Genomic DNA, 11,891 nt, shown 5'->3' on the forward strand with positions numbered 1-11,891 from the left:
CCGCACCCCCAAGGTTGGACTCTTCTCCAACCCCGGGACCGCCGCGCGCTTGTGCATTCCTCCAAATCGAACGCCGAAATCCCCCGAAAACCGGAGCTTGTGGAACGTACTCGGGTCGCGCCGCACGGGACCGGTCCAGACCGGACCACCGCTTCCCGCGTCTGACCTACGCTTGGACGCATGGCGGAGTTCCGGATCAGCAGCGACGACGACCAGGTCGACCTGCGCAAGTTGGCCACGGCCCTGACCGAGTCCCAGGGGTGGGCCCGCGACGAGGTGAGCATCTGGGACACACGGCGCGGCGAGGTCATCGTGAACGTCGACGACACGCTGTTGCGTCCCCCCGAGACCGATCCCCTGCACCGCCCGCGGCACACCCCCGCGGACGTGCACCGGGCCTGTGAACACCTGCGTCGGGAGGAACCGTCCCTGCGCGGGGTGGACTTCGTGTTCCTGCGTGAGGAGACCGCCCGCTTCTTCTCGGCGGGGTGGACCGTCGCCGACGTCCTCCACGCACTCGCCCACCGGCCCGACCACGTGGTGTGGCCGACCGGCCCCGAGCACCACGGCGACGCGTGGCTGCGCCACCGCCTCACCGCCTGGCGCACACCCGACGGCGACATCCGCCCCTCCCACTCCCAGGAGGCCGCGCAGCTGCGTGTGGTGAGCCGCGCGGGTCTGCCCATGGAACTGGGCCTTCCCGAGGACGCGGAACTCTCCCAGCGCCCCGTCGCCAGACCCGAGGTCGCGCGCTCGGCCGCCGACGACGCCCGCCGTCTGATGCGGCAGAACTCCCGCACCACCACCAACTCCCTCACCCACCAGGACCGGACCTCCGAGAACATCCACCGTCCGGGGCACTGACGCCGCGGGGCCCGGACCGGGCTCAGGAAGCGGACGGCCCGTACCGGTCGCGGCGGTTCTCCTGGTAGAGGAGGGCGAAGTTGTCCGCGCACAGGCCCAGGAACCTCTCCAGCGGGCCACGTCCGAGGAGGAGCCGCCAGAGTACGGCGAAGACCACCGCACCGAGCACGAGGCTCTCCAGGAGCCACGGCGTGTACCAGTCCATGGGCCCGAGCGCAGCGACGACCACGGCGAGCACGAACAGGTGTCCTGCGTAGATCGTCAACGGCATACGCCCCACCGAGGTCAGCGGATACATCAGGATGCGCGCGCGCTCGGCGAGCCACAAGCACACCACCAGCACCAGGAGGGCCTGGCCCACGGACTCGGCCATCTCGAAATGGGTCCCGGTGTGCGGGGTGCCGACCGCCAACCACCACCAGGAATCGGTGGGGACCTGGCCGGAGATCGAGTACGCCTCGTCCATGACCTGTTCGTGCAGGTTCTCGCGCAGCTGTGGGTCCTCGGTGATCACCGCCGGGTAGCCGAGGGAGGAAACGGACTCCTGCGCGAGCCGGTCCAGCCCGCCGAACACGTGCAGCGCGATCCAGGAGCCCGCGTACCCGAACGCGGTCAGCACGGCACCGGTCACCAGCAGCCGCACCCGGGTCGCGGCCGCGCCCAGGTCCAGCCGCCCCACGGCCATGCCCGCGAACACGTACACCATGAAGGTGATCGCCGGGTAATAACCGGTGAGTAGGAACTCCGGCAGCGACGAGAGCGCACCCTGCGGGGTGCGCGGAGACACCAGGTCCTGTCGCAGCAGGAAGGACAGCGGCGGCCCCACGGCCGCCAGGCCCGCGGCCGCCCACACCAGAGCACCCGCCCCCAGCTTCACCAGGGGCAGCGCGAGCACGAAGAATCCGGCGTAGTAGGCCAGGATGACGGCCACCGGCGCCGCCAGCACGTCCAGCACCAACCCGAGCAGGCCGAGGACCAGCGCCCGTGTCAGCACCTTGACCACGACCAGGCGCAGGGGTTCACCGGAGAGCGGTCGCGTGCGACCGGTCATCAGCGCCAGGGACAGTCCCGCCAGGAACGCGAAGAGCGCGGAGGAGTTGCCCCGCACCAGGTCGTGCACGGCCCTGCCCGCACCGTCCGGGTCCAGCAACCCGAACGAATCCGCACTGACGTGGACCACGAACATCCCGAGGACGGCCAGGGCCCGGGCAGCGTCGATCCCGTCGATGCGGGCCCGTGCCGGTCTCTTCGGGGCGTCGGCGCCCGTTCGGTTCTCAGCCACGACGGCCAGCCTATGCACACGTCCGTGTCCCGGTACCCGGCGGTCCCGGGACACGGGTCCGGGCTGCTCCGCCCGGCCGGCCCTACTCGCCGGCCGCGAGGGAGCTGAAGTGGTCCAGCGCCTCCGGGTTGGCCAGGGAGTCGCGGCTGGCGACCTTCTCCGCGGGCTCACCCATGAGGATGCGTTTGACCGGCACCTCCAGGGTCTTGCCGGAGAGCGTGCGCGGCACCGACCCGATCGCCCGCACCCGGTCGGGTACGTGGCGCGGTGAGCAGTCGGTGCGGATACGCCGGGCGATCTCCTTGGGCAGGTCCCCCTCCAGGTCGGCGCCCTCGCGCAACACCGTGAAGAGCTCGATCCTGGAGGAGCCGTCGCCCTGTGGCACGTCGACCACGAGCGCGTCGAGCACCTCATCCAGGGCCAGGACGGCGCGGTAGATCTCGCTGGTGCCCATACGCACCCCGCCCCGGTTGATCGTGGAGTCCGAGCGCCCGTAGATGACCGCGGTCCCGCGCTCGGTGATCTCGATCCAGTCGCCGTGGCGCCAGATGCCGGGGTACATGGAGAAGTAGCTGTCGTGCAGCCGCTCCCCCGACTCGTCACCCCAGAAGAACACGGGCATGGACGGCGCCGGCTGTGTCACGACGAGCTCACCGACCTCGCCGGTGAGCGGGCGCCCCTCGGGGTCCCAGGCCTCCACAGCCATCCCCAGCCCGCGGGACTGGATCTCGCCCTCGTGGACGGGCAAGGTGGGGGTCCCGCCGACCAGGCAGCTGCACACGTCCGTACCGCCGCTGGTGGAGAACAGCCACAGGTCCGAGCCGAACTCCTCGTAGACCCACGAGAACGCCTCGGGGCTGAGCGGGGAACCGGTGGAGCCGATCCCCCGCATCCTCGACAGGTCGCGGCCGCGGGTGGGGTGCACGCCCTCCTTCATGCAGGAGGACAGGAACCCGGCACTGGCGCCGAACAGGGTCACCCCGGTCTCGGCGGCCAGGTCCCACAGCCCGTTGAGGTCGGGCGCGGCGGGGCTGCCGTCGTACAGCACGATGGAGGCCCGGGTCAGCAACACGCTCACCAGGAAGTTCCACATCATCCACCCGGTGGTGGTGTACCAGAAGACACGGTCGTCGGAGCGTGCGTCCAGGTGCAGGTGGAGGTTCTTGAGCTGTTCGAGGAGGATCCCGCCGTGACCCTGCACGATCGCCTTGGGCAGGCCGGTGGTGCCGGAGGAGTACAGCACCCAGAGGGGGTGGTCGAAGGCCACGGGGGTGAACTCCAGATCCGCGCCGGCACCGGAGGCCTCCAGATCGGCCCAGGGGATGGTGCCCTCGGCGTCCTCCCCGGGGTGGAGCTGGTCGAGGAGGACGGTGTGTTCGACCGTGGGCATGGCCTCGCGCAGTTCGGCGACGACCCCGCGCCGGTCGAAGTCCTTGCCGCCGTAGCGGTAACCGTCCACTGCCAGCAGGACCTTCGGTTCGATCTGCGCGAACCGGTCGATGACGCTGCGGACCCCGAAGTCGGGCGAGCAGGAGGACCACACGGCGCCGAGGGAGGCGACGGCGTAGAACGCGGCGACGGTCTCGGGCAGGTTCGGCAGGTAGGCGGCGACCCGGTCGCCGGGGCCCACCCCCTTCTCGCGCAGCCCGGCGGCGATAGCGGCGGTACGCCGGCGCAGTTCACCCCAGGTCCACTCCCCCACCGGCCGCAGTTCGGTGGCGTGACGGATCGCGACGGTGTCGGGGTCACGTCCCTCGAAGACCTGCCGGGCGTAGTTGAGGGTGGCTCCGGGGAACCATTCGGCGCCGGGCATGACCCGTTCGGTGAGTACCTGTTCGTAAGGGGTCTCGGACTCGACCCCGTAGTACTCCCAGATCGCAGCCCAGAAGTCCTCGATGTCGGTGGTCGACCAACGCCAGAGGGCGTCGTAGTCCAACGTTCCCTCCGCGCCCGCTCGTTCACCGAAGGCGCGCACACCCTTGGTGCGCTCGGCCCAGCGGGCGAACTCGACGATGTTGGCGGACTCGAGCATGCTCTCGCCCGGCTCCCAGAGCACGCGGGGCACGCCGCTCTCCGTCATTGGTACGCCTTCCGTTCGACGTGGCATGTCGTGTTGTGAGACCTGTCTGACAACACATTATGGTCACGCTAACGTTCCGTCCTGCGCCGTCGGCGACCGGGGTGGACGTCGGACCTGGTCAGGCTCCCCGCAGTGCTGCGACGGCGGCGACAGGGGTGTCCACCACGGGGGCTCCGGTGGCCACGAGCCGGTCGCGCGACATGAGCCCGCTGGAGACCAGGATCGGCTGTGCCCCGGCTTCCTGTGCGGCGCGGGCGTCGTCGTCGATGTCACCGATGAGCACGACCTGGGCGGGGTCGATGCCCTGGTTGTCGAGGTGGTGGAACAGGTGCTCGGCCTTGGAGTCGTGCTCGGTGGTGAAGCGGCGACCGTCCATCCGGGTGAAGTGGTGGGCGAGGCCGCGTTCGGTCACCAGGGGGACGAGGTGGTCGTGGCCGGCCATGGACAGCAGCGACTGGGTACCGCCCCCGCCGGCCCAGGTGTGCAGCACGTCGGGGACCCCGTCGGCGAGCTCGCAGGTGGGCAGGTGGTGCCGGTAGCCCTCCTCGTAGAGCTGCTCGACCCGTTCCCATTCCCCGTCGGCGAAGGGACGGCCGAGGAGCTCCTCGTAGCAGGAGACGAGAGGGCGGCGGAACACCGTGCGCCAGTGGTCCATCTCCACGGGTTCGCGGCCGAAGGTCGAGCAGACGGCGTTGACGGCGGCGAGGTTGGCGTGGTTGTCGTCCAGGAGCGTGCCGTTCCAGTCCCAGACGATGTGTGTGATGTTGCTCCGGTCGAAACTCAATTCAGTCATCGGAGGAACTGTACGGCCCGATGGCCGGGTGACGGTATGCGCTGTCAGTCACCACGCTCTCCCCGGGGCCCGGCCCCGGGAGCCAGGGGCCGGGGACCTCGGGGTCCTCGGGAGCGGGGACGCCGGTCGGACGGGGCGCGCGGGCACGGCGCCGCCGCAGGAGGAGGAACCCGCCGAGCACCACGAGTGGCAGGATCACGAGGACGAGCAGGGGAACCACCACCGCGAGCAGCGAGGTCGCGAAGCTCACAGCGTCCTCCACGGCCGAGAGCACGGGGGCGGCGCAGCCGAGCGTGGCGGTGTTGGCCATGGGCCGGGCGAGGGTCTTGACGGCGTGGAGGGCCAGGGCGACGAGGCAGCCGGCGAGGAGCGCGCCCCATGCGGGTCCGCCACTGCCCTCGGCCCCTGCCGAGGCCTCCCCGGCGATCTCGCCGAGCGGTACGGCCGTGCTGCCCGCGGCGAAGGTGATGCCGCCGGAGGTGGGCCGCACGAAGGTCTGGAGCGTGTCGTTGAGATGGTCCAGGGCCGGGACCTTGTCGGCGATCAGTTCGACGGCGAGGAGCACACCGAGGACGGCGAGGGTGGCGGGGTGTTCGATCCACTGCCAGGCCTGTCCCAGAGGCACGGCATCGGTGTAACGGGCCATCAGGCCGACCGTCAGGAGGGGGATGTAGGCGTTGAGCCCGGCCGAGGCGGACAGGCCGAGGCCGGTGAGGGTGGCGAGCATGCGGGTCCTTCGAGCGCTCCGGAGCGTGCACTGGTGACAGACGCCTGCGGAGAGGAGAAGGTTCGCCGCCCCCGGCTATTGCCGATAACCTTCCACCTCGGAGGCCGGACGGCTGCGGGTGTCGTCGGGGTCCTGCCCGTACTCGGCGCGGGCACGGCGACGGCGCAACAGGTCCCAGCACTGGTCGAGCGCCACCTCGACCTCCTGCATCCGGCGCCGTTCCTCGTCGTCGAGGCCCTCGGGGTCGGAGCGCAGGGTGTGCTCCTCGTCGATCAGGCCCCGGATGGTGGTCATGATGTCCTTCTCGCCCGTGTCGCTCATAGGGCCATGGTCGGCAGGCCGGCCGACCCGGTCAAGGATCACTGTGGCGCTGTTACCCGCCCCGCACCGAACGTTTACGTGCGGGCGGTCCGGCCGCGGCGGGCCCTGTGCCACGCACCGGCCCGCCAGGGCCGGACGCCCCGCCCGATCCGAGGCCGGATGCCTCGCACCGTCTGACAAACTCCTCCTACGGACGGATTCGGTGGAGAAGCACTCGAAAAGCGACCGGCTGCCCGCGGAACAGGGCCGGGACCTCCGTCGTTTCATACCTTGAGGGGGTATTGTTATGGCACCTGAGCAGGAACAACAGGGAAGCGAGACCATGGCGGGCAAGCACGGTTACAGCGACGACAAACAGAAGCACCTCAACCGGCTGCGTCGGATCGAGGGGCAGATCCGCGGACTCCAGCGCATGGTCGAGGACGACCAGTACTGCATCGATGTCCTCACCCAGACCTCCGCGGTGAACAAGGCCCTGCGTTCGTTCGCGCTCTCCATGCTGGACGAGCACCTCAAGCACTGCGTCGCCCACGCAGTGGCCAACGGCGGCGACGAGGCCGACGAGAAGGTCCGCGAAGCCTCCGACGCCATCGCCCGCCTCGTGCGTTCCTGACCCGAACAGGGCAGAGACACACGAGCGGCGTTAACGTTGTTGTATGCCCCCTGAGCAGCGCCCTTCCCCCGAAGAAGCCAACCACCTCTCACGCGTGTTGCAGCGCCGGTTGGCCACCCCCGTCCTGATCGCCGCGATCGTGTCCGTCCCGGCCGTGCTGCTGACCGTGTGGGCCGAGGGCGTGTGGGCCCGCATCGGTTCCTGGGCCAATGTGGCCGCCGGTGTGATCCTGTGGGCCGAGTGGATCCTGTTGATCGTCTTCGCCGAGGACAAGCTCAAGTGGCTGCGCGCGAACCGGTGGAGCACGTTCGTGGCGGCCGTGACCCTTCCGGCCGTGGTCTTCACGCTGGGGCCCGCCCAGCTCCTGCGTCTGTTGCGTGTTGCCGGAACCCTGCCCGTCTTCCGGATGACCAGGATCATCGAGGCCGGAGGGGTGGTGCGCCGCCGCCTGGGCCTGTCCGGTGCCACGAAGACCGCCGTGTTCGCCGCCACCGTGGCCCTGTGTGCCCTGGCCGTGGGGGCTCTCCTGCTCGATCCGGAGTCCGCGACCCGGCGTTTCCTGGCAGACCTCGAGGGCCGTTTCGAGCCGTGGCAGGTGATCACGGCCGTGACCGCACTAGGCGTGTCGACGACCGTCATCATCCTGCTGTCCCGGAACGCGCGGCGCCGGCAACAGTCCGAGGAGCAGAACTACCCGTAACGCTCCTTCATGTTCTCCAGCAACCGTGCCCCCTCGCTCCGGGCCTTCTCGGCGTCCATGTACTCCACGTCCTCGTTGGCCACGAACGAGGCGGGTTGCCCGTCGTCGGCGAAGCCGAGCCGGGAGATCTCCCCTCCGGTGAGGCCGCGGATCGCCCAGTTGGCCATGATGCGGGCGCGGGCCGTGTTGGAGGGGGTCGCCAACAGGTGGTACCCGCGTGTGGCCGCCAGGGCGGAACAACCGCTCAGCTCCAACTTGAGGATCCGCGCGAGCGCGTCCTTTCCGCTGAGGTCCACCACCAACCCGAGGTCCTTGTGCCGGAACTCCTTCAGCGGACGGCCCAGGATCGAGTTGACGACGTTGTGCGCGACCGTGTCGGCCTGGCGGGTCGCGTACTGCGCCGTGGGCGGGCAGTACGACCCGTTCGGCTCGGCGACGTTGGGCACGGCGGCCGCGTCCCCGATCGCGAAGACCTCCGGCAGCCCTGGGACACGCAGGTCGGTGTCGACCTCCAGACGGCCGCCCTGAGTGGGTTTGTCGAGTGTGCCCATGAGCGGGCTGGGCGAGACCCCGGCGGTCCAGATCAGTGTCCGGGACGGTAGGGCCCGGCCGTCGGTGAGTACGACCTTGTCGGGGGTCACCTCACGCACGGTGACCTTGAGTTTGACCTCGATGCCGAGGTTGCGCAGGAGTGTGAGCGCCTTGCGGCCGAGGCGGTCACCGAGCTCGGGTAGGACCTTGGGGGCGATGTCCACCAGGTGCCAGCGGATCTCCGAACGCAACTCCGGGTAGCGAAGGGCCGCTTCTTCGCACAGTCGCTTGAGGGAGGCTGCGGTCTCCACCCCGGTGTAACCGCCGCCGACCACGACGAACCGGCAGCGTTCCTCGCGTTCGACCGGGTCCCGGCTGTCGTTGGCCAGTTCGAGCTGGCCGAGCACGTGGTCGCGCAGCAACACCGCCTCGGCCAGGGTCTTGTTGCCGTAGGCGAACTCGGTCAGGCCCGGGATGTCGAAAGCACGGGTGAGGCTCCCAGGGGCCAGCACGAGGCGGTCGTAGGGTACCGGCGCGAACTCCCCGGTGGGCCGCTGTACGACCACGGTCCGGTCCGAGGTGTCGACACCGACCGCGTGGCCGGGGATGAACTGGCTCTCCCGGGTCATCCTGTGCACGGACATGGCGACCGACTGCGGGGTGAGCATCCCGGACGCCACCTGCGGCAGCAGGGGGCTGTAGAGCATGTAGTCGTTCGGCGCGATCAAGGAGAGATCGGCCGCCCCGCTCGGGATGCGACGTTCGAGATGCCGGAGCGCCTGCAGGCCACCGAAGCCCGCTCCGACCACCACGATCCGAGGCCGAGACATATGTACACCGCTCCTTACTCATCGGGGGCGGGACGTCGTCCTGGGCGGCTCGTGTGAGGCCGCTGGGACCTGGTGTACCCACCGGGGCCGAATGTACGACCGGGGCGGCCGTTCCCTTTGCTCCCACACAAGAGGTTCCACAGACTTTGCCCCCGGTTGCAGGACGCCCGGAAAACCGGACGGCTTCTTGACCCGTCCGGTCCATGGAATTGGCCGGGAACACACACGCCTGTGTCACCCTATGTAACGGGGCGATAACTTATCGCGCTGACTCGAGTAGTGAAGGACTGGAGCACCATGCGTGCTTTTAGCAAGATCACGGCCGCGACGATGCTGGCCGGTGGGATGAGTGTCTTCGGCGCCGGTGCGGCCTACGCGGCCCCGCAGGAGTTCGACGCTCCGTCGGTGAACGACGAGCCGGTCAGCCAGGAAGCGGACGAGCAGTTCCTGGAGGCGCAGGAGGGCGGGGAAGGGGCCGAGAACCCCGGCCCGGCCACGGAAGCACCGGCCGAAGAGGCTCCCGCCGAGGAAGGAACCCAGGCCGGGAACCCGCTCGAACAGCTCCCGATCGCACAGGAAGAAGCACCGGCCGAAGAGGCTCCCGCCGAGGAAGGAACCCAGGCCGGCAATCCGCTCGAACAGCTCCCGATCGCACAGGAAGAAGCTCCCACCGAAGAAACACCCACCGAGGGCGCTGACACCGACCCGGCCGGGCAGTGAGGAATCATCCCCGCTCGTGAAAGGGGCGGTCGACCCGCGAGGGCGGCCGTCCCTTCTCTCATGGGCGCTCCCGGTCCTGCACGTCCTTCCGCGGGGCGCAGGCCCTCCCCGCCGCCCCGGTCTGCGTGTCAGCGGTCCCGGACGAGCGCCGCGCGCCCCATGGCGAACAGCAGCTCGGCCATGGCCTCGCGCCCGACCGTGCCGCGGCTGTGCGGGGTGGAGTTGAGCAGCCCGAAGGCGGCGTGTACCGAGGCGCGCAGGACGGACCGGGACTCCTCCGGGAGCAGATCGGCCAGGACCCCGACCCACTGCTCGACGTAGCCGCGCTGCAGCCGCCGCACCCGGGCACGGTCCTCGGGTGTGAGGTTGCCCAGCTCCCGGTCGTGCACGGTGATGAGCGCCGGCTCGTCGAGCGCGAAGGCGATGTGTCCGCGCAGAAGCAGATCGAGTGCGTGGTCGGGACCGACGGCGCGGGCGAGGAGCTCCTCGCCCTGGCGGGACAGGCGCGCGCTGATCTCGACCAGGACCTGCCCCAGGAGCGCCTCCTTCCCGGGGAAATGCCGGTACAGGGCCGGGCCGGTGGTGCCGACGGCGCGCCCGAGATCGTCGATGGTCACACCCCGGTAACCGTGCTCGGCGAAGAGTTCGGCCGCCGCGACCAGGATGTCCGCCCGGCGTCCGCCCGTGGGTCTGGCCACCATGTGCTCCCTGTTCTCGTCCGTCCAAGGCCTGGACACCTATGTTAGTAATCATTAACATCACCGCTGTTAGTGATCGTTAACACCCTCCCCGAGAGGAAACCATGAGCAGGGCACCTGTGCTCGGCTCGGCGGTCGACCCCGCCGGGCCCGCGTTCGCAGCCAACGACGCCGCGAACCGCGCTCTGGCCACGCAGCTGCGCGAACGCATCGCCACCGCGGCCCTGGGCGGACCGGAAAAGGCCCGTACACGCCATGTCGAGCGGGGCAAACTCCTGCCTCGCGAGCGCGTCGACCTCCTCCTCGACCCCGGTTCGCCGTTCCTGGAGATCGCTCCCCTGGCCGCGCACGGCATGTACGGTTCCGACGGCAACGACGCCCCAGGCGCCGGGATCATCGCCGGGATCGGCCGGGTCGCCGGGCGTCCGACCGTGATCGTGGCCAACGACGCCACCGTCAAGGGCGGCAGCTACTACCCGATGACGGTCAAGAAACACCTGCGTGCCCAGGAAGTGGCACTGCACAACCGGCTCCCCTGCGTCTATCTCGCCGACTCCGGTGGGGCATTCCTGCCGATGCAGGACGAGGTCTTCCCCGACCGGGAACACTTCGGCCGCATCTTCTACAACCAGGCGACGATGTCGCAGCTGGGGATCCCCCAGGTCGCCGCGGTCCTGGGCTCGTGCACCGCCGGCGGCGCCTACGTGCCCGCCATGAGCGACGAGGCCGTCATCGTCCGGGAACAGGGAACGATCTTCCTGGGCGGCCCTCCCCTGGTCAGAGCCGCCACCGGGGAGGTCGTCAGCGCCGAGGAACTGGGCGGGGGCGACCTGCACACGCGGGTGTCCGGGGTGACCGACCACCTGGCCGACGACGACGCCGACGCCCTGCACCAGGTCCGCCGCATCGCCGACACCCTCGGCCCGCCCGACGAGCCCGCGTGGGAGACACGTACACCGGTCCCGCCGAAGCTCGACCCCGAGGAGCTGTACGGGGTCGTGCCCTCCGACACCCGTACCCCCTACGACGTGCGCGAGGTCATCGGCCGTGTCGTGGACGGCAGTGAGTTCACCGAGTTCAAGGCCGAGTACGGCACCACCCTGGTGACCGGGTTCGCCCACCTGCACGGGCACCCGGTGGGGATCATCGCCAACAACGGGATCCTGTTCGGCGAGTCCGCCCTCAAGGGCGCCCACTTCATCGAACTGTGCGACCGGCGCGGCATCCCGCTGGTATTCCTGCAGAACATCTCCGGGTTCATGGTCGGGCGCGACTACGAGGCCGGGGGTATCGCCAAGCACGGCGCGAAGATGGTCACCGCCGTGGCCTGCGCCCGGGTCCCCAAGTTCACCGTCGTCATCGGCGGTTCCTTCGGCGCCGGCAACTACAGCATGTGCGGCCGCGCCTACTCGCCCCGGTTCCTGTGGATGTGGCCCAACGCCCGGATCTCCGTCATGGGCGGGGAGCAGGCCGCGTCGGTGCTCTCGACCGTGCGCCGCGACCAGATGGAGGCGCGCGGGCAGGAGTGGTCGACCGAGGACGAGGAGTCCTTCAAGGCCCCCGTCCGCGACCAGTACGAGGAGCAGGGCAGCCCCTACTACTCGACCGCCCGCCTGTGGGACGACGGTGTGATCGACCCTGCCGACACCCGTGACGTGCTCGCCATGGCTCTGTCGGCCGCCCGCCACACACCGCTGGAGCCCGTGGGCTACGGCGTCTTCCGGATGTGATC

12 protein-coding genes are annotated in these 11,891 nt (G+C 69.8%); 5 read left to right on the forward strand and 7 right to left on the reverse strand.

Features of this window, described 5'->3' with window-relative positions; genetic code table 11:
* The first annotated feature begins 180 nt into the window (after positions 1 to 180).
* Complete coding sequence (locus D456_RS0111855; protein WP_017576400.1) at positions 181 to 864, forward strand: hypothetical protein; 684 nt, start codon at positions 181 to 183, stop codon at positions 862 to 864.
* Between the two features lie 22 nt (positions 865 to 886).
* On the opposite strand, the gene D456_RS0111860 is transcribed toward D456_RS0111855, so the two are convergent.
* The 5 genes from D456_RS0111860 to D456_RS0111880 form a co-directional block, all read right to left on the reverse strand.
* On the reverse strand, positions 887 to 2,146 hold the full coding sequence (locus D456_RS0111860; RefSeq protein WP_017576401.1) for a heparan-alpha-glucosaminide N-acetyltransferase domain-containing protein: 1,260 nt from the start codon (positions 2,144 to 2,146) through the stop codon (positions 887 to 889).
* Between the two features lie 82 nt (positions 2,147 to 2,228).
* Positions 2,229 to 4,226, reverse strand: a complete 1,998-nt coding sequence (locus D456_RS0111865) for an acetoacetate--CoA ligase (protein WP_017576402.1) — start codon at positions 4,224 to 4,226, stop codon at positions 2,229 to 2,231.
* 118 nt (positions 4,227 to 4,344) lie between these two features.
* Entirely contained in the window at positions 4,345 to 5,019 is a 675-nt protein-coding gene (locus D456_RS0111870; RefSeq protein ID WP_026115787.1) for an HAD family hydrolase, read from the reverse strand.
* Positions 5,012 to 5,746, reverse strand: coding sequence for a DUF4126 domain-containing protein (locus D456_RS0111875; protein ID WP_017576404.1), 735 nt, complete (start codon positions 5,744 to 5,746; stop codon positions 5,012 to 5,014). Before D456_RS0111875 ends, D456_RS0111870 begins: the two co-directional genes overlap by 8 nt.
* Positions 5,747 to 5,821: 75 nt before the next feature.
* Entirely contained in the window at positions 5,822 to 6,067 is a 246-nt protein-coding gene (locus D456_RS0111880; RefSeq protein WP_017576405.1) for a DUF2630 family protein, read from the reverse strand.
* A gap of 322 nt (positions 6,068 to 6,389) precedes the next feature.
* Here D456_RS0111880 and D456_RS0111885 point away from each other — a divergent pair, with 322 nt between their 5' ends.
* Positions 6,390 to 6,680, forward strand: a complete 291-nt coding sequence (locus D456_RS0111885) for a metal-sensitive transcriptional regulator (protein ID WP_026115788.1) — start codon at positions 6,390 to 6,392, stop codon at positions 6,678 to 6,680.
* 43 nt (positions 6,681 to 6,723) lie between these two features.
* Positions 6,724 to 7,380, forward strand: a complete 657-nt coding sequence (locus D456_RS0111890; protein ID WP_017576407.1) for a hypothetical protein — start codon at positions 6,724 to 6,726, stop codon at positions 7,378 to 7,380.
* Here the strand turns inward: D456_RS0111890 and D456_RS0111895 are convergent.
* Positions 7,371 to 8,741, reverse strand: coding sequence for an NAD(P)/FAD-dependent oxidoreductase (locus D456_RS0111895; RefSeq protein WP_040699175.1), 1,371 nt, complete (start codon positions 8,739 to 8,741; stop codon positions 7,371 to 7,373). The two genes, D456_RS0111890 and D456_RS0111895, sit on opposite strands and share 10 nt — an antisense overlap.
* 297 nt (positions 8,742 to 9,038) lie before the next feature.
* On the opposite strand from D456_RS0111895, the gene D456_RS0111900 reads away from it, so the two are divergent.
* Positions 9,039 to 9,461 carry a hypothetical protein gene (locus tag D456_RS0111900; protein ID WP_230480052.1) on the forward strand — a complete coding sequence of 141 codons (423 nt, stop codon included), beginning with the start codon at positions 9,039 to 9,041 and terminating at the stop codon, positions 9,459 to 9,461.
* Between the two features lie 128 nt (positions 9,462 to 9,589).
* Here the strand turns inward: D456_RS0111900 and D456_RS0111905 are convergent, their stop codons facing one another.
* The gene (locus D456_RS0111905; protein WP_017576410.1) at positions 9,590 to 10,162 is read right to left on the reverse strand and encodes an SACE_7040 family transcriptional regulator; all 573 of its coding nucleotides are present in this window, start codon (positions 10,160 to 10,162) and stop codon (positions 9,590 to 9,592) included.
* A 116-nt stretch (positions 10,163 to 10,278) separates the two neighbouring features.
* Here D456_RS0111905 and D456_RS0111910 point away from each other — a divergent pair, with 116 nt between their 5' ends.
* Complete coding sequence (locus D456_RS0111910) at positions 10,279 to 11,889, forward strand: carboxyl transferase domain-containing protein (protein ID WP_017576411.1); 1,611 nt, start codon at positions 10,279 to 10,281, stop codon at positions 11,887 to 11,889.
* The last annotated feature ends 2 nt before the right edge of the window (positions 11,890 to 11,891 follow it).

It is taken from the genome of Nocardiopsis kunsanensis DSM 44524 (genome assembly GCF_000340965.1).
GTDB classification, from domain to species: domain Bacteria; phylum Actinomycetota; class Actinomycetes; order Streptosporangiales; family Streptosporangiaceae; genus Nocardiopsis; species Nocardiopsis kunsanensis.